General features: G+C 39.3%; 15 protein-coding genes. 2 read left to right on the top strand and 13 right to left on the bottom strand.

The features are described 5' to 3' along the window. Positions 1-5: 5 nt before the first annotated feature. Together dpaL and ACIP9W_RS00920 are read right to left on the bottom strand one after the other, a co-directional pair. Positions 6-1232 carry a diaminopropionate ammonia-lyase gene (gene dpaL, locus ACIP9W_RS00925; protein ID WP_400785182.1) on the bottom strand — a complete coding sequence of 409 codons (1227 nt, stop codon included), beginning with the start codon at positions 1230-1232 and terminating at the stop codon, positions 6-8. A gap of 18 nt (positions 1233-1250) precedes the next feature. Beyond that, complete coding sequence (locus ACIP9W_RS00920; RefSeq protein WP_400785180.1) at positions 1251-1631, bottom strand: RidA family protein; 381 nt, start codon at positions 1629-1631, stop codon at positions 1251-1253. A 383-nt stretch (positions 1632-2014) separates the two neighbouring features. Here ACIP9W_RS00920 and ACIP9W_RS00915 point away from each other — a divergent pair, with 383 nt between their 5' ends. Beyond that, complete coding sequence (locus tag ACIP9W_RS00915; protein ID WP_373287620.1) at positions 2015-2677, top strand: GntR family transcriptional regulator; 663 nt, start codon at positions 2015-2017, stop codon at positions 2675-2677. A gap of 140 nt (positions 2678-2817) precedes the next feature. Here ACIP9W_RS00915 and ACIP9W_RS00910 read toward each other — a convergent pair whose 3' ends face one another. Next, the gene (locus ACIP9W_RS00910) at positions 2818-3702 is read right to left on the bottom strand and encodes an AraC family transcriptional regulator (protein ID WP_400785927.1); all 885 of its coding nucleotides are present in this window, start codon (positions 3700-3702) and stop codon (positions 2818-2820) included. Between the two features lie 114 nt (positions 3703-3816). On the opposite strand from ACIP9W_RS00910, the gene ACIP9W_RS00905 reads away from it, so the two are divergent. Then, complete coding sequence (locus ACIP9W_RS00905; RefSeq protein ID WP_400785178.1) at positions 3817-5064, top strand: Zn-dependent hydrolase; 1248 nt, start codon at positions 3817-3819, stop codon at positions 5062-5064. 274 nt (positions 5065-5338) lie between these two features. Here ACIP9W_RS00905 and ACIP9W_RS00900 read toward each other — a convergent pair whose 3' ends face one another. The 10 genes from ACIP9W_RS00900 to ACIP9W_RS00855 all read right to left on the bottom strand — a co-directional run bounded on the left by ACIP9W_RS00900 (position 5339) and on the right by ACIP9W_RS00855 (position 18337). Then, the gene (locus tag ACIP9W_RS00900) at positions 5339-6490 is read right to left on the bottom strand and encodes a thiolase family protein (RefSeq protein WP_400785176.1); all 1152 of its coding nucleotides are present in this window, start codon (positions 6488-6490) and stop codon (positions 5339-5341) included. A gap of 18 nt (positions 6491-6508) precedes the next feature. After that, on the bottom strand, positions 6509-8494 hold the full coding sequence (locus ACIP9W_RS00895) for an acetoacetate--CoA ligase (protein WP_400785174.1): 1986 nt from the start codon (positions 8492-8494) through the stop codon (positions 6509-6511). Further along, positions 8491-9834, bottom strand: a complete 1344-nt coding sequence (locus ACIP9W_RS00890; protein ID WP_400785172.1) for an MFS transporter — start codon at positions 9832-9834, stop codon at positions 8491-8493. The genes ACIP9W_RS00895 and ACIP9W_RS00890 overlap by 4 nt, the downstream gene beginning before the upstream one ends. 109 nt (positions 9835-9943) lie before the next feature. Beyond that, complete coding sequence (locus ACIP9W_RS00885; RefSeq protein WP_400785170.1) at positions 9944-11122, bottom strand: acyl-CoA dehydrogenase family protein; 1179 nt, start codon at positions 11120-11122, stop codon at positions 9944-9946. A gap of 37 nt (positions 11123-11159) precedes the next feature. Next, positions 11160-12698 (bottom strand): class I adenylate-forming enzyme family protein, encoded by a 1539-nt coding sequence (locus tag ACIP9W_RS00880; protein ID WP_400785168.1) that lies wholly within the window; start codon positions 12696-12698, stop codon positions 11160-11162. Between the two features lie 43 nt (positions 12699-12741). Continuing rightward, positions 12742-14325: a class I adenylate-forming enzyme family protein gene (locus ACIP9W_RS00875; RefSeq protein WP_400785166.1), complete on the bottom strand. Its 1584-nt coding sequence runs from the start codon at positions 14323-14325 to the stop codon at positions 12742-12744. A gap of 84 nt (positions 14326-14409) precedes the next feature. Next, a complete protein-coding gene (locus tag ACIP9W_RS00870) occupies positions 14410-15180 on the bottom strand; it encodes an SDR family NAD(P)-dependent oxidoreductase (protein WP_400785164.1) in 771 nt (256 codons plus the stop codon). A gap of 16 nt (positions 15181-15196) precedes the next feature. Further along, positions 15197-15985 (bottom strand): enoyl-CoA hydratase/isomerase family protein, encoded by a 789-nt coding sequence (locus tag ACIP9W_RS00865; protein WP_400785162.1) that lies wholly within the window; start codon positions 15983-15985, stop codon positions 15197-15199. Between the two features lie 26 nt (positions 15986-16011). After that, positions 16012-17166, bottom strand: a complete 1155-nt coding sequence (locus ACIP9W_RS00860; protein WP_400785160.1) for a CaiB/BaiF CoA transferase family protein — start codon at positions 17164-17166, stop codon at positions 16012-16014. A gap of 22 nt (positions 17167-17188) precedes the next feature. Next, positions 17189-18337 (bottom strand): acyl-CoA dehydrogenase family protein, encoded by a 1149-nt coding sequence (locus tag ACIP9W_RS00855; RefSeq protein ID WP_400785158.1) that lies wholly within the window; start codon positions 18335-18337, stop codon positions 17189-17191. Positions 18338-18340: the final 3 nt, after the last annotated feature.

Raw genomic sequence — 18340 nt, 5'->3', positions numbered from 1 at the left:
TTTACTTATACGGATGGAAATGCTCCATCCCATATTACTTTTCTATAATGATCTGGATCCGTATCACCTTCCGTGCTGATAATGAGAATTTTCGAATCCTTATTCAAATTCAATGCATTTTTCATGTCATGGAGCATATCATTTTCAGCCAGTAGACTAACTAATCCCACACCAACTGCACCAGACTCGCCTGAAATAATAGGATGATCATTGCCTAATGGATTTGCAAGAATTCTCATACCTCGAGCAGCTACGTAATCTGGACAAGAAACAAAGATCTCAGCGTAATCCTTTAAAATACCCCAAGAAGTTGTACTTGGTTCCCCACATGCTAAACCTGCCATAATCGTTGTCAAATCGCCCGTTACTGAATGCGGCTCTCCATCACCGACATCAATGGATTTGTACAAGCATGCTGCTCCATCCGGTTCAACTATAACCGTAGTGGGACGTTCATCTCCGAATCTATCTACTAAGTATCCAAGCATGCTACCAGCGAAAGACCCAACTCCAGCTTGTAAAAACACATGCGTAGGTTTATCAACGCCCGATTCAGCAATCTGCTCTATAGCTTCATCCAGTAGAGTTACATACCCCTGCATTATCCAAGCTGGCACCTTTTCATATCCATCCCAAGCCGTGTCCTGTAGCAAAACCCAGCCATTTTCTTCAGCCTGCTGACTTGCTAGCCGTACAGTATCATCATAGTTAAGATCTGTTATAGAAGCTTCCGATCCTTCTTTTCGTATATTGTTCAACCTTATTTCTGAAGACCCTTTCGGCATATATACGACTGATTTTTGTCCTAATTGGTTTGCAGCCCAAGCTATTCCCCTTCCATGATTTCCATCAGTTGCTGTTACAAAAGTAATCTCTCCAAGTTTCTCTTTCACTTCTTTGCTTCTTAGTTTTTCAAATGAAAGAGTAGAAATATCAACGTTTAATATTTCTGCCAAGTATTTTCCAACAGCAAATGAACCTCCTAATACTTTAAAAGCATTCAGTCCAAATCGATAAGATTCATCTTTCACCCATATATGGCTAACTCCGAATTGTTTAGACAACTTATCTAAACTGTGAAGTGGGGTTACTTTATACTCTGGAAAGCTTTTGTGAAAGTTTCTCACCTTTTCAGCTATTTCACTATTCATAAATTCAACCGATGCTTTCTCGCTATCTCTTCTTTCAGCACTTTTATTGATAATATAGTTAATTTCCATTAAATTTTTCATTTATAATCTCCTCGTAATTTATTCTAAAATGGCGATGACTTCTATTTCTACACCAACATCTTTAGGCAACCTGGATACTTCTACACAGCTTCTAGCAGGAAAATCTCCTGTAAAATATCTCCCATATATTTCATTGACATCCGAAAAATTAGATAGGTCTGTCAAAAACACTGTCGTTTTCACAACATCTTCCAAAGAGGCTCCAGCTGCCTCTACTACTTTTTTCACATTATTTAAAGATTGGATTGTTTGTTCTTTTATATCCTCTGAAATTTCACCAGTTTGAGGATTTACGGGTAGTTGACCTGAAACAAAAATAAATTTACCCTTTTTAATTGCTTGGGAATACGGTCCAATAGCTCCCGGTGCATTTTCTGTAGAAATTACTTCTTTTACCATAATTGAATTCCTCCTGAGGGTTTCTTATTTCGTCTTATCAAATTAAGCTTCTGCCAAATTTCACACTCGTCTCAGAAAAAATGTACTCCTGTCAAAAGAGTTGATGAATGTATACGCTTCCAAACCTAGTATTGCATCTCTAACGTTTACAATCTTCCAACTAGACTTTGCGTATTTTGACCTCAAGCAATAATTTTATTTTATAAGAGTAATATATCACACTTCACATACTAGTCAATATAATTTTTTCATTCGATATAATATTTAAATAATTCCTTCTTTTCGTCTTCCCTTTGTGCCTATTCTCCTTAAAGCTTATAATTAGAAAGCAAATTGTGGTATATTACATATTAAGAATGATTTTCCCAGTGAGGTGTTAGAAGGTGACGATTGAAAAGAGTGACACTAAGTTAAAGCGGACGTTTATGAAGGATGAGGTTTATAATAAGCTACGAACTTGGATTGTAACTGGAGAACTTGAACCGGGCACAAAATTAAGAGATCAGGATTTATCTGAGCAGCTAGGCATTAGCCGCACCCCGATTCGAGAAGCTTTACTGAGGTTAGAAAGTGATGGTCTTGTGGTGACCAAGGCTAATAGGTGGACGTTAGTATCTCCAATTGACTTGAATGGGGCTAAAAATATCTACTCTATTGTTTGGACACTAGAGCGCTTAGCATTGGAGCAAGCCTTTCCTCATATTTCTTCAAAAGACATCGAAGAATTGGAGCATCTTAATGAAAATTTTAAAACAGCCATTGCAACCGAAGATATTTATGCAATACTTCAGGCGGATAACAAATTTCATCATAGAATTATTCAACTATCAAGTAATTTAGAATTACCTCCCTTACTTTCAAGTTTAAAAGTAAGAATTCAAAGAATTGAAATACATTATTTCAGTCATATTGATACCAAATACACATCCTATTATGAACATCAACAAATAATTGATGCCATTAAAAAACAAGATTTACATCTTGCAATAGATACGATTAAAGCAAACTGGAAAAATAGTTTAGATCGTATTCAACTAGATAACTAGATATGAAAAGCAACTCGAAATTAGTTTCACTTCCTCTTTTTACTTAACAGGCTCTGTTTAAGAAAATTTTTGAAGACAAAAAGAGTGTGGATACCTTCCATATGTTTATTGACACATGGTAAGATCCTCACTCATTTGCACTATCGATTATTAATTTTAGAGTTTTTATATGCTAGTGGAGTCATGTTTATAGAAGCTTTGAATTTATTAATAAAATAGCTTGTGCTATTAAATCCAACTTGGTAAGCAACTTCAGTAATAGTAGCATCATCTTGCTGCAATAAATATAGACTTTTTTGAATACGATAATCTATAACATAATTTAATGGAGTAGTTTTTAATATCCGCTTAAAATACCGACAGCATTCAGAACGGCTCAGCTGACCAGCCTTCGCAATATCCTCTAACATCATTTTTTCTCCATAATTCTGGTGTATCCAACTTAACATTTGTTTCATTCGTTGATTTTTTAATATTTCCGTTTGAATATATTCTAATTTACAACCATTATCGATTAATTGTTTCCAAATGAAGGCCAGTTGAATCGTTATATCAATTTCATAGTTTTGGGTTTTTTGCTCAATAAATTGATAGATTTCTAAAACAGCATCTAATATATTTTTCCCCCATATTTCATTTACCCCAATATATAAGTAAGATAAATTAGTTGCTTGAATATAAGGTTTAACATAAGTAGTATAGAGTTCTTGTGATAAAACAAAAAAAGGAGAAAGATTTAAACAAATATAGACACAGCCCGACTGCTCCTTATCCTGGGCCATATGCAGGCTTCCGCTATTTATAAACAGTCCATCACCTTCTCGCACCTCTATCCAATCCTCATTTACTTGAAAGATTGCTTCTCCCTTTACGACTAAAACAAATTGAATTTCGTCATGCCAATGAAGTGGAATATAGCCATGAATATTTTGATTAATGGTGATTTTATAACATGCAAGTGGCATCACAACTGTATTATGGCTCGTTAGATCTTTTAAACTATCGTCAATCACAAAGTCTTTCATTTGCATCATGAGCACCTCAATATATTTTTATTATTCTATTCAATAATCGTATTATTCAAATAAATATTCCATTACTATAACATTATCATTTGATTTATTAAAGGAGACTTGAACATGACAAATACTCAATTCAATCTATCCATCAACTCCAATCGTCTACTCGGCCGCCTTCAAGAGCTTGGTCAAATGGGGGTAGATAATGACAAGAAACGAACCAGATTAGCTGCATCAGATACGGATAAAGCCGGACGTGACCTACTCGTCATTTGGATGAAGGAAGCAGGATTGGAAGTTGAAATCGACAGAATCGGTAATATTTTGGGGGTCTGGTATGGTGCTGAAAATAGAAAGGAAGCACCACTTTTGTTAGGCTCGCATATCGATACAGTCATTAACGCTGGTATGTATGATGGTTGCTATGGAGTACTTGCTGGTCTTGAAGTTATAACTACTTTGAAGGAGAAAGATTTTATGCCAACCCGTCCAATTGCAGTTGCAGCATTTACTAATGAGGAGGGAGTGCGCTATCAGCCTGACATGATGGGTTCCCTCGTGTATGCTGGTGGGCTCTCAGTTGACGATGCACTTTCGGCAATAGGAACGGATGGCACACGATTAGGTAAGGAGCTCGAACGTATTGGATATGCTGGTACGAAGGAGCCCGGCTTTTTAAAGCCACATGCTTATATTGAGCTTCATATCGAACAAGGTCCGATTCTTGACAAAATGGGTATTCCAATTGGAGCTGTTGAGAATCTTCAAGGCATTACTTGGCAGCGTATTACGATTGAGGGTGTTGCAAATCACGCTGGTACTACACCAACTGATATGCGACGTGATGCAGGACTTGCTGCTGCGCGGGTAATAACATATTTACGAGATCGTGCGAACAATTCAAATGGATCGACGGTTGCAACAGTTGGAACTATTGAGTTTAAGCCCAATGCTGTTAATGTCATCCCCTCTATGGCAACATTCACGGTTGATTTGCGTAATCCAAACGAGCAGAGATTGCAGGAGGAAGAGCAAGCACTTGCAGGCTACTTGAAAGAACTAGCGGCATCAGAAGGAGTATCCATAACATCCGAACAACTAGTACGTTTCAATCCTGTTACTTTTGACCAAACAATTGTTAAATTAATAGAGCAAGTTGCTAGCGACCACGGGCTCCAATCAATCCGAATGACATCTGGTGCAGGGCATGATGCTCAAATGATCGCTCGTATTTGCCCAACAGCTATGATTTTCGTCCCAAGTATTGATGGGATTAGTCATAACCCTAAGGAATTTACAACAGATTCAGACTTAATAGTTGGAGCAAACGTATTACTCAACGTAGTTAGCCAGCTTACAGGCAAATAATCAATTACGTCCAGATTTTTCGAGCACTCTTGAAAAGTCTGGACGTCTTCTGCTAAAAAATAAATCTGAATGTGTTTTAGTATTCGATGGGCAATTACCAGGTCTGAATGAATGCAAAAAAGGAACAACACCATTATTGGTGCTGCTCCTTTTTGTATTATCCTCTAAGTTCTGCCCCTGCTTGTTCTGCAAGTGCAAGTGCTTCTAATACTAATCGTGGCAGTTTTAAACTTATATTCTTCTTTTAAAATATTTTATTGACTTACGAGTAGACTTACTCCAATCTCTCAATAATGGTGGCGTTCGCCATTCCCATTCCCTCACAGATTGCAAGCAAACCGAATCGTTCGTTTTTTCGTTCTAAACGATTTAACAACGTAACAAGTAATTTTGTTCCCGTCGCACCGAGTGGATGTCCTAAAGCAATAGCACCCCCGTCAACATTTAACTTTTCATATTCAGCATCAACATCTTTTAACCACGCTAAAGGAACTTGTGCAAAAGCCTCATTCACTTCATAGGTATCGATGTCCTTTATAGAAAGACCCGCTTTTTTTAACACTTTTCTAGTTGCTTCGATTGGACCAGTCAGCATAAGCGTCGGGTCAGAACCCACAGCGGAGCGTGCAACGATACGAGCTCGTGGCTTTAATCCCAATTGTTCTGCTTTTTCACGAGACATTAGCAGTACAGCTGAAGCTCCATCACTAATTTGACTTGCATTCCCAGCAGTGATAACACCGTTCTCATCGAAAACTGTTTTCAATCCGCCCAGAACCTCCAAAGTCGTCCCGGTACGTGGTCCTTCATCTACAGCAAACAAAGTTGTTGTACCATCTTCTTGCTCCACTTCCACTGGTACAATTTCATTTTCAAAATGTCCTTTTTCAATTGCTTCGAATGCCCGTAAATGACTGTTCACAGAGTACTGATCCAATTCTTCTCTCGTTAATTCCCATTTTTTCACCATTCTCTCAGATGATAGCCCTTGGTTTAGAATTTCATATTGATCTGTCAATTTCTTACTCGGACCTTTACCGAGTCCACTCGAAAACATTGGCTCACGTGTCATGCTTTCAACTCCACCTGCAATGACGATATCCATATCACCGGATGCAATCGCCTGTGCGGCAAAATGCAAAGCCTGTTGACTCGATCCACATTGGCGATCGATTGTCACTCCCGGTACATGGATCGGAAACCCAGCAATTAATAATGAAGTTCTGGCAATATTCATAGCTTGCTCGCCCACTTGGGAGACGCAACCTAATATAACATCTTCGACTTCGCCTTTATCTATCCCAGCACGTTTCACAACTTCATCTAATACGACCGCTGCCAAATCATCTGGTCGCACATTGGCCAAAGCCCCTTTTCGTCTCCCTACTGCAGTTCGAACCCCTTCAACAATGACTACTTCTCTCATTCTATAAACCCCCTTGAATTAAAATAATTTCATTGTGCGTTTTTTATTAAATTTTGTTGCTAGATCAAGAAAAAACTTAAGTGAATCGGGATTTCCCATTGAATCCGTGTTAATCACTTTTTCAGCATCAAATCCGAGAAGCAACTTACGAATTGGCACTTCCATCTTCTTCCCATTCAGTGTTTTCGGAATATCCTTCACTGCATAAATTTCATCTGGAATAAATCGAGGTGATAAATGTTCCCGGATTTGTTTTTTTAACTTACTACGTAATTCATCATTCAATGAATAACCCTCTTTTAATACGACAAAGAGAATGAGAGATGCACTTTTACCCCTAATCTCCAAGTCAATGACTAAACTATCCATCACTTCATCCAATGTGGCAATGATGCGATACAAATCACTAGTTCCCATTCTTACGCCAGAACGGTTAATCGTGGAATCGGAGCGGCCGTAAATGACACAACGTCCTTTTTCATCAATCTTTATCCAATCCCCATGCTTCCAAATGCCTGGATACTCCTCAAAATAGCTTTCATGATACCTTTTATTTTCCTTGTCATTCCAGAAATAAAGTGGCATAGAGGGCATTGGCTTTGTAATGACCAATTCACCGACTTCATTAGTCAATGCATTCCCTTCTTCATCAAACGCTTCCGCTGCAACACCCAATGATCGACCTTGAATCTCACCGATACGGACGGGGTCTATTGGGACTCCCCCTACAAATGCGGAACATACATCTGTACCCCCACTTGCGGAAACCAACCAAATATCCGATTTCACATGTTCGTAAACCCATCTATAACCATCACCAGTCAATGGAGCACCAGTAGAAAATAGAGATTTCAGCTTAGATAAATCATATTTTTCTTGAGGTCGTACATTCATTTTCATCGAATTTAAGATAAACGGCGCACTTGTACCGAAAAAAGTTATACCTACTTCTTCAGCAAGCTCCCAAAGAATGTCCATACTTGGATAAGAGGGACTGCCATCATAAATAACAATGGTTGAACCCGTCAATAAGCAACCAACTAACATATTCCACATAACCCAGCCGGTTGAAGAAAACCAATAGACAACGTCTTCGGGCTTGTAACCATGTTGAATCATCATTGTTTTCTTATATTCTATAATAATACCACCATGACTCTGCACAATTGGCTTAGGTAATCCAGTCGTTCCGGATGAATAAACGATCCAAAGAGGATGTTCAAATGGAAGAGCTTGGAATGTCAAGGGTACGTCATGCCTTAAAATTGTTTGCCATGGAATGCACCCTTCCAAATTTTCCTCCTGGATATAAGGTATAAAAATGGTATGCTTCAATGAAGTTAAAGACTTTTGAATCGTTTGCACTTCATCCCTTTTATCGAACTTTTTACCATTATATGAGTAACCATCCACCGCTAATAGAATGACCGGTTCAATTTGCTGAAAGCGATCTACGACACTTCTGGAGCCAAAGTCTGGAGAGCAGATTGACCATATTGCACCAATGCTCGCTGTTGCCAAAAATGCAACAACCGCTTCCGGTATATTTGGCAAATAGGCAGCAACACGATCACCCGGTTCTACACCTAATTCCTTTAATCCTTTTGCGACAGATGCAACTTGCGCCTTCAATTCCGACCAACTTGTTTCTTGTGTTGAAATGAATTCGGAACGGAAATAAAGAGCTGGTTGATTATCCCTGCTTTGCGCAAAAATATTCTCAGCGAAATTCAAGGTCGATCCTGGAAACCATTCCGCCCCCGGCATCGCCGTTTTCCCTAAAACTTTCGAATAAGATGAACTTGAAATTATACCTGAATATTCCCACACACTTTCCCAAAATGATTCTAGTTCATCCACAGACCACTTCCACATCTGAGCGTAATTGGCCACCTCTACACCTTTTTCACTCTTTAACCAGGACATAAAGTTCCACAAAACGGTATCTTTGATTCTATCTTCCGAAGGACTCCAAATGACATCTCCTTCTACTAATGTCTTCATTTCACTTCCCCCTCGTAAATTGGATTTACAGGCTCCAATTGTACGGCTTGGCTGACCTCTTTTTTAGCAATGTTTTTCTCGAGCTTTAACGTCATTAAAGCGAGTATCCCAATTACTAATAAGAACGACAGGATAAACATCCCTTGTTGTAAGTTTACCAATCCTAAAATCATCGGTCCTACGAATCCACCTAATGCCGCAAATGAATTGACCAAAGCTATGCCGACTGGCGCCGTAGATTCGGAAAAGAAGAAGGTCAAATAAGCAAAGAAACAACCCGTAAATCCATATAAACCGAATGAAGTGATGGTTAACATCAATACCACCATGAAAACTGACTCTGAGAGACCACATCCAATGAACCCGATGATTGCTACTAAAAAACAAAAAAGCAAGTGAGTTTTATGTGCACCCGTTCGATCTGCATTCCATCCAAAGAAAATAATTGCCGGTATACCAACTATTGAAGGAATCATTGCTAGCCAGCCTATTTCCATATTAGAAGTCGTACTGACAGATAAAGATTTAATAATAGTCGGCAACCAAAAAGACAAGCCATACACCGCACAATATCCCGAAAAATATAGTAATGACAACTTCCAGACACGTAAATCCTTAATCATCTCTAGTTTTGATACTTTATTTATGGAAGAGGTAATCTTTCTTTCAGTTGCCAGCTCACTTTCCAACCATTCTCTCTCATCATGCGTAAGCCACTTTGCATCAGCAGGTCTGTTCGTTAAGTAGAATATAACGATAACACCTAATATCAAAGCTGGTATCCCTTCTAAAATGAACATCCAACGCCAACCTTCCATGCCTGCCCACGTTATATTGTCAATGATCCATGTGGATAATGGAGCACCTATTATTCCTCCTATGGGGAGGGCCAATACAAGAGCGGCCGTTGCTTTCCCACGTTCTGATGCTCTAAACCAATAGGTTAAATATAGGATTATTCCAGGGAAGAAACCTGCTTCCGCAACACCAAGTAAAAATCGCAAAATATAAAGATGCATGGCAGATTGTGCAAAACCAGTTAAGATTACAACAACACCCCAACTGAGCATAATTCGTGCTATCCAAATTCTTGCACCCACTTTACTCATGATCATATTACTAGGTACCTCAAAGAAGAAATATCCAATAAAAAAGATTCCTGACAGTAGACCAAAAACTTCTGCAGTCAACGCCAAATCGGCATTCATTTCCAAGGCTGCATAGCCTAAATTGACTCGATCCAAATAAGCAATAACATACAATAATAGAATAAAAGGTAGAATACGTTTCATTGTTTTGGAGATTGTACTCTTTTCAATTGATTGATTAGTATCGACCATTGCACTCCCTCTTCCCCATGTGTCATATTATTTTAAATCTATACGCGGACGAGCTTTACACATTAAGTTATATGTCATCTCCATCACATTTATCACGATTTACTTCTTGTTATAATCCAAGATTCTTTGCAATAATGGTTTTCATAATTTCATTTGACCCAGCATAAATGGGAACAACGGCAATATCGCGGTAACGTCTAGCAATTTTGTATTCTTCCATATATCCATATCCACCATGAAGTTGCATACACTCAGGTGCCATTTTTCTCGCATTATCGGAGATCCACCATTTGGCCATGGACACTTCTTTTTGGATATCTTTTCCCAACATATGTTTTACAATTAAATCTTCCAAAAATGTTCGACCTAATTGAACATGCGTTGCCATTTCCGCTAGTTTAAATTGAGTGTTCTGGAATTTACTAATTGGTTGTCCAAAAGCCGTACGTTCCTTCACATAATCAATTGTCATACTCAGCATATCCTCCGCTGCAACCTGAGCACTTACGACCGAAAGAATTCTTTCTTGTTGCAATTCTTTCATTAAGTGATAGAATCCCTTCCCTTCTTCCCCTAGTAAATTAGCTGCTGGAACTTTGACGTTCTCAAAAACTAATTCTGCTGTATCCTGACTGTGCATTCCAACTTTATCCAGCTTTCTTCCACGGGAGAAACCGGGCATATCTTTCTCCACTAAAAATAAGCTAATTCCCTTATGTGCTGGTACTGCTTTTGGATTTGTTTTAGCAACAACGACAATCAAATCAGATTGAATTCCATTGGAAATAAAGGTTTTTTGACCGTTTAATATATAGCTATCACCATCTTTAATAGCAGTTGTACTAATGGCTGCCAAATCGGAACCAGCACCCGGCTCAGTCATAGCGATGGCGGTAATGATCTCTCCATTCATGCATCCGGGCAAATACTTTCGCTTTTGTTGTTCCGTACCAAAATTATTAATATAGGGAACTACAATGCTACTATGAAGATCAATTCCCCCCAAGCCTAACCCGATGCGGGATAGCTCCTCGTTTAAAATAACAGTAAAGATAAAATCTGCTCCAAGACCCCCATATTCCTCATCTATCCAGGGACACAGAAACCCATTATCGCCCATCTTTCTCCAAAAATGACGTGGCACAATTCGTTCTTCTTCCCACTGATTAAAATAAGGGATCGCTTCTTTTTCAAGAAACTTTCTCAAAGAGTCCCTAAATATGGAATGTTCTTCCGTAAAATAATCATGCTTGCTATTTGCAGTTTCCATAATAGCCGCTTTTTCCATTATTCCCACCCCTTTGTAGATGAAAAATTAACAAAATTCACTTTAAGTAAACATCCATATCTGTATAAGCTTCCCTTAGCTGATATTTCATCAGCTTTCCAGAGGCGTTCCTAGGCAAAGTATCTACAAAAATCACTTTCTTAGGAGCTTTGAAACGTGCAATATTGGCTTGAGTGAAATCAATAATTTCTTTTTCAGTAACTTCTTCAGAAGGTTTTTTCACTACTATTGCCGTAACAAGTTCTCCCCATTTCGAGTCAGGGCTTCCAATGACTGCCACATCAGCAACTTTAGTATGCATGCCAATTGTATTCTCCACTTCAATGGAATAGACATTTTCTCCACCTGAAATGATCATATCTTTATTCCGATCGACCAGTTGAATATATCCATCTTGGTCTTTCATTGCTAAATCTCCGGTATGAAGCCAGCCGTTAATAATCGCCTTCACTGTTGCTTCGGAGTTGTTATAATACCCTTTCATAATAGTTGGACCTTTGAGTATGAGTTCACCGACTACACCTGGCTCTACAGATTTCCCCTGCTCATTCACAATATCCACTAAAGTAAACAACGAGGAACCTTTTCCTGCCATTCCAGCATGCTTTTGGTGATCTTTCGGATATAAGACAATTCCGTTGGGACCTCCCTCGGTCTGGCCACATAAACTATACATTTGGTCGGTACCGTAATAGTCTATGCACTTACGAACCACATCCTCGGACATAGGTGCAGCACCATAAACCACTTTTTCTACTGTCGAGAAATCAAAATTCTCATCTTTTGGTGTGTTAATAAATGCAATATGCATCGTCGGGACAGCTAAAAAGCTAGTAATTCGATACTTTTTGATGTCCGCGAGTATCACACGTGGATCAAAATCACGATAGACGACCGTCGTACCACCAATATAAAACCCACTAAGCATACCAATCGTCAATTGTGCACAATGGAACAAGGGTGCAAAATTCATAATTCGTTCATCTGTATGGTAATTCAACGTTAAGACAAACTGTAATGCCACATATTTGACGCGATCATGATCAAACAATGCACCTTTCGGGAACCCTGTTGTCCCTGAAGTATAAAGCAAATGTAAATCGTCTGTACCATTTAACGGAATACTTGGGTTTTCCTTATTCTCCATAAAAACGTTTGAGAAGGACGTAAAATATTCGTTTACTGCATAAGGTACAGAGAATTGCTTTCGAATTGATGGGATTTCTTTTATTGCTTCCAAAACAATATCTTCATACGCTTGATCTGCAACAATAAAACTTGAATTGGACTGATTCACAATATAGTTAATTTCCTTGGATAACAATCGGAAGTTTATCGGAACGAGCACAGCCCCAATTTTGGCACCTGCATAGTATGTGAAAACAAAATCAGCAGAGTTTTTCATGAACATCGCGATTTTATCACCTTTTTTAACACCTGCTTTTACGAAACCATGAGCTAGTTGATTCACTTTTGCATTAAATTCATCGTAAGAGTACGTTCTATTTTGATAAATTAACGCCTCTTTTTTGGGGTGTCTAAGCGCATTCACTTCTAGCATTTCTACAATATTCATTTACCTTCCCCTTTTCAAATAAAATAAGATGAAAATTACTTAATCAATGAACATTCCGAGCTGTTTCTTTCCAATACTTATCACGAACAAACCTTCTAAGCACTTTTCCAACTGTCGTGACAGGTAGCTCGTTAACAATGCTGATTGTTTTAGGAATTTTATAAGAACCGATTTTGCCTTTCATAAATTCGATCAATTCCATATCGGTTACATTCTGGCCATCTTTCAGCACCACTTCAGCTACAACGGTTTCCCCCCATTCTTCATGCGGGATGCCGACAACGACTGATTGAAATACAGCCGGGTGTGAATTAATGACATTTTCCACTTCTACAGCGTAGACATTGAAGCCACCTGTAATGATCATATCTTTTTTACGGTCCACAATGTAAACAAAGCCGGATTCATCCATATAACCCAGATCCCCCGATTTCCAGTGACCCTCTTCGGAAAAACCAGCTGCCGTCTCTTCTGGTGCACGATAGTATCCTTGAATGACTGATTCACTGCGAATCCAGATCTCCCCGATTTCACCAAATGCCATTTCTTTGCCTTCCTCGTCCATGATGGATAATTCAACACCTGGAAGAGGTCGCCCGGCCGAATTCAATCTGTTCCGCTCCTCGTCCGTCTCGATAATATGATCTTTACGACCTAGCACCATTATTAATGGCCATGCTTCAGTAGATCCATATCCTTGGATGAAAATATTGCTGAACTTGCTTTGAAGATCTTCTAGCTTAGATGGACTCATAGGAGAAGCTCCATAAAACACTCTTTCCAGACTGGTTAGATCGTATTTACTTTCTAAACCTAGCTCCAATAGCCTGTAGAGCAAAGTCGGAACTACAAATGTACTAGTCAATTTGTTTATTTGAATAGCTTCACATAACAACTCCAAGTCCGGAAGATTAATAGTATAATTTGTTCCACCTTTAAAATAGATAGGTAGAACAATTAAGGAACTCGCATGACTTAAAGGTGTCACGTGAAGAAACTTTGAGTTTTCATGAAACAACTCTTCAGCATAGGCATAAGCCTGTTGCATAGCTCCCAACTTATTTCGCAACGTATACATGGCACATTTCCCTCTACCTGTCGTTCCTCCAGTGAATCTATATAAAACGATATGGTGATCTTTGTCATACTCAACATTCGTTTCCGCATCGCTTTCATTTTCAAGTAAGTCCCATAAGTAATGTACCCCTGGCAACTCCTCTTCTAGTTCATCCATCACAATCATTGCGATGTTCCTTTCTTTGAATGCCTCATAATAATGTTCCTTCTTCAAAACGGCATTCTCGATGAAAACGATTTTAGGTTTCACATAATCTACCTGATAAATATGCTCTTCGAATGAATCACGATAATTCAACCACGCTCCAGTGGCTGCCCCCTTCCAAAGCCAGTGACTTAAGAGACTATTATTATCGTTTTCAAGCAAATTAACATAAACATCACCAAATCCCATATCAAATTGGTTTTTCATCATATGACAGACTTTATTCGTAATGGAATGCAATTCTTTAAAGGTAAAGCTACGATTCCGTTCGATATTGACAAGTGCGGTTTTATTTCCATTTTGTTGTACTTGATTGAATAACAATCTCCCGAAGTTCACGATCATATCTAAATTCCCCTTAATTATAGTTTTGCATGACACTTCTCAGGTCTTATCGGGCATTAATATCTCCACTGAGCTAAGTTCGTTTTATCTAGGTGACATGCGGATGCTGCCATCTATCCGAACAACTTCCCCGTTGATATACTCATTTTCAATCATGAATGACACTAAGCTTGCATATTCTGATGGTTTTCCCAAACGTTTCGGGAACTCCACGGATTTCTCCAATTTCTCTACTACATGATCATCCAATGTATCAGCTAATGGTGTGCGAAAAAGCCCTGGTGCAATCGTATTCACTCGGATACCGAACGAGGACAGATCCCGAGCAGCAGGCAATGTCAATCCGACCACCCCAGCTTTACTTGCACCGTAAGCCGCTTGTCCCATTTGTCCTTCATAAGCCGCAACGGATGCGGTATTGATGATAATACCTCGCTCGCCAGAATCTGTAAGTGGCTCGTTTTTGGCAATCTGCTCTGCCGCTAACCGAAGTACATTAAATGTCCCGTACAAATTGATATCAACGACTCTTTTAAAATTCTCAAAGGGAATCACACCTGAACGGCCGAGTATCTTTTGTGGTGTCCCAACTCCTGCACAATTGACACAAATATGGAGTGCGCCATGTTGTTCTATTGTTTTCTCGATTCCAGCTTGAACGGAAGCCTCATCTGACACGTTTACTACTGCATATGAAACACTTTCTCCAAGTTCATCGCATGCTTGTTGCGCTTTTTCTTCATTCAAATCGAAAATGACCACATTTGCTCCTTTTTCTGCCAATGCTTTTACGGTTGCTAACCCTAAACCGGAAGCCCCTCCTGTTACGATAGCCACTTTGTTTTCAATATTCATTTTGCATATCCCCCTTTTAATATCCTTTAAATTCCGGTTTTCTTTTTTCAGCGAACGCTTTTAATCCTTCTAGCATGTCATAGGATTGTGTATGTGCTTTCAAACTCAACAGCTCTTGTTTTAATGCAAGTTCCAAAGGCTGTTCCAAACCATCGTGTACAAGTTGTTTCATCTTCTTCAAAACGAGGGGACTTTTCTCCCCAATCTTCTCGGCAATCGATTGTACAATCGACTCAAGCTCTTCTTGACTTACCACATCATGAACAAGTCCATATTCTTTCATCTCGTTGGCTGATATGAAATCACCCGTAAACAATAAATACTTTGCCCGATTCACACCGATGATGCGAGGTAGTTTAGCAGAACCACCAGCCCCAGGCAATACACCGAAGTTCGAATGGGCATCCCCGATTTTAGCCTTTTCAGATGCAATAACAATATCTGCAGACATCGCAAGCTCCAGACCACCCGCCAATGTAATGCCGTTTAATGCCGCTATTAACGGTTTACTTAAATTTGACAATTTCCCAAAAATAGAATCAACCTCATCCAAAAGATTCTTTTGTCCAGGTCTATTATTCTCTAAATCCCGCATCAATTCTTTCAAGTCTGCACCAGCGCAAAAAGCTTTCCCTGTTCCAGTCAATACAACAACCCGTATCTCCTCATCAGCCTCCACAGCTATGATTGCTTCCTTTAATCCTTTTAAAATTTCTTTTGATATGGCATTCATGTCATTCGGACGGTTTAAATAAATCCAAGCGACCCGATTTCTTTTTTCTATTAAAACTGCCTGTTCATTCATACTGATGCCCCCTATTTTCGATTCCTTTATAAAGGATTTTTTAATTGACTATATTCGCGTAATATTGCCTCATTGTGTTCACCCACTTGCCCTCCTGTATGTCGATAAACAGCCGTGTTCTTGGAAAATTTGATTGGGAAGGCGATCTGTTTTTGTAGAGTCCCATTTTCATTTGGCACTTCAACGACCATTTCCCTAGCTTTAATTTGAGGATGTTCTATTGCCTCCGCAAACGTCAGTACTGGCTCCACACAGCCATCAAACTCATCGTTGAAAATTTCCAACCATTCATGGAAGTCTTTCGTTAAAAATTTTGCCGTTAATTTCTGTTTGAACTTTGCTTTATCTTCTTGCTTCTCACTAAACGCTATTTCCATTAATTCAATTGCTCCGAGTGACTCGCAAAGCATCTTCCGGAATGAAGGTTCAAGACTTCCGACTGAAAAATAACGTCCATCTTTCGTTTCGTAATAGTCATAGAACTCTCCACCGTTTAGCATCAGATTTTCAGCCTTTGGTTCCACACCGTGTGCCAAATAACCTGAACCGAAAAGAGCATTCAAAGAAAAGCTCGTATCCGTCATACTAATATCTATATATTGACCTTCACCTGTCTTTTCACGATGATAAACAGCAGCCAATATACCGATAACCGAGTGCAAAGACCCCCCTGCAATATCCGCCACTTGGACGCCTAATACCGGAGGACGTTCCCCCTTGCGACGTGAATAATTCATTACACCTGCAAGGGATAAGTAATTCGTATCATGCCCAGCTCGATTGGTATAAGGTCCGGTCTGTCCATAGCCTGTTATTGAACAATAGATGATTCTTGGATTGATTTTCTTAAGTGCTTCATAGTCCAACCCCAACCGAGTCATAACGCCAGGTCTGAATTGTTCTATCACGATGTCATAGTCTTGAAGTAAAGAATGGATAACTTCGATTGATTCCGAATCTTTCAAATCAAGAGCCAAAGATTTCTTCGACCGGTTCAAATGACGATGAGCTGCTGAAATCCCTTCTTGATCTACCGGTTCTATTGTTCTTACCAAATCTATCCGAGTTGGCGACTCCACATGAATAATGTCTGCCCCCATATCCGCTAACATCAATGTAGCAAAAGGTCCTGGCAATAGTGTCGAAAAATCCAATACCTTCAGTCCTTGTAAAATTCCCATTCCATTTCCCCTATACATTTTTTTATTTTCCGAAAATACCCCGGCCAATGATTTCTTTCATGATTTCCGATGTTCCGCCATAAATCCGTTGGATCCTTGCATCTACAAAAGCACGGCCGATTGGATATTCACGCATATAGCCGTATCCACCAAATAATTGCAAACATTGATCGGTGATTTTTCCTTGCGCCTCTGTGCAAGAGAGCTTTGCCATACTCGCTGTCTCGGTATCCAATTCCCCTTTTTCAAGAAGATCAAGGCATTCTTGGACAAATGCACGATTCACTCTTGCTTCCGTCATCATTTCAGCAATTTTAAAACGTGTATTTTGGAAATCACTGATTGATTTACCAAAGACTTTCCGTTCCTTGACATACTCTATTGTTAGCTCTAAAGCTCCCTCTACTGCTCCTAAGGCACCTATTGCAATAGTGAGCCGCTCTCTTGGCAATTCTTTCATTAACGTGATGAAACCCTGATTCACCTCACCTAAAACAGCCTGTTTCGACACTTTTACATTCTCTAAAAACATTTCCGATGTATCACAAGATAAAAGTCCTATTTTATCAAGATTTTTCCCACGTTCAAGCCCATCAGCAGGAATATCTACAATGAATAACGTAGTACCCCTAGAAGCTGGAACCTCCAAATCTGTCCGTGCAACCACTATTGTAAAATCACAATGCTGACCATTGCTGACGAAGGTCTTGGAACCATTTAGAAGATATCCAGATTCATCCTTCATGAGGCTTGCTTTCGTTTTTATCCCTTGGAGATCGCTTCCTGCATCTGGCTCTGTCATCGCAATCGCACCGACCATTTCTCCAGAAGCCATTTTCGGTAAGTATTTGTTCTTTTGTTCTTCCCTGCCTGAGCCTAGAATGTAATGGGCAATAATATTGGAATGTACAGACAGGTTGATGGCAATCGATGCATAGCCTAACCGATTAAGCTCTTCCACAATTAAGGAAGAAAATACATTTGGAGCCCCTAAACCGCCGTATTTCTCAGGGATATCTACACAAAGAAATCCTTCTTCACCCAACTTCCTCCAAAGTTCTCTTGGAATATTTCCTTCCTCTTCCCACTTCAAATAATCGGCTTCTATATATTTCTTCGCAAATGCTTGTATAGATTTACGAAATAATAATAATTCATTCTCTTGTTTCACTTG

The sequence above is a fragment of the Psychrobacillus sp. NPDC093180 genome (assembly GCF_044754065.1).
Taxonomy (GTDB): domain Bacteria; phylum Bacillota; class Bacilli; order Bacillales_A; family Planococcaceae; genus Psychrobacillus.
This window is presented reverse-complemented; position numbering and strand designations above follow the sequence as displayed.

Bases quoted from the DNA above. Each gene is read 5' to 3' on its own strand.
- ACIP9W_RS00860 (WP_400785160.1), bottom strand. From the start codon at position 17,166: ATGGGAATTTTACAAGGACTGAAGGTATTGGATTTTTCGACACTATTG.
- ACIP9W_RS00870 (WP_400785164.1), bottom strand. From the start codon at position 15,180: ATGAATATTGAAAACAAAGTGGCTATCGTAACAGGAGGGGCTTCCGGT.
- ACIP9W_RS00910 (WP_400785927.1), bottom strand. From the start codon at position 3,702: ATGAAAGACTTTGTGATTGACGATAGTTTAAAAGATCTAACGAGCCAT.
- ACIP9W_RS00895 (WP_400785174.1), bottom strand. From the start codon at position 8,494: ATGAAGACATTAGTAGAAGGAGATGTCATTTGGAGTCCTTCGGAAGAT.
- ACIP9W_RS00900 (WP_400785176.1), bottom strand. From the start codon at position 6,490: ATGAGAGAAGTAGTCATTGTTGAAGGGGTTCGAACTGCAGTAGGGAGA.
- ACIP9W_RS00920 (WP_400785180.1), bottom strand. From the start codon at position 1,631: ATGGTAAAAGAAGTAATTTCTACAGAAAATGCACCGGGAGCTATTGGA.
- dpaL (WP_400785182.1), bottom strand. From the start codon at position 1,232: ATGAAAAATTTAATGGAAATTAACTATATTATCAATAAAAGTGCTGAA.
- ACIP9W_RS00875 (WP_400785166.1), bottom strand. From the start codon at position 14,325: ATGATCGTGAACTTCGGGAGATTGTTATTCAATCAAGTACAACAAAAT.
- ACIP9W_RS00885 (WP_400785170.1), bottom strand. From the start codon at position 11,122: ATGGAAAAAGCGGCTATTATGGAAACTGCAAATAGCAAGCATGATTAT.
- ACIP9W_RS00880 (WP_400785168.1), bottom strand. From the start codon at position 12,698: ATGAATATTGTAGAAATGCTAGAAGTGAATGCGCTTAGACACCCCAAA.
- ACIP9W_RS00890 (WP_400785172.1), bottom strand. From the start codon at position 9,834: ATGGTCGATACTAATCAATCAATTGAAAAGAGTACAATCTCCAAAACA.
- ACIP9W_RS00865 (WP_400785162.1), bottom strand. From the start codon at position 15,985: ATGAATGAACAGGCAGTTTTAATAGAAAAAAGAAATCGGGTCGCTTGG.
- ACIP9W_RS00905 (WP_400785178.1), top strand. From the start codon at position 3,817: ATGACAAATACTCAATTCAATCTATCCATCAACTCCAATCGTCTACTC.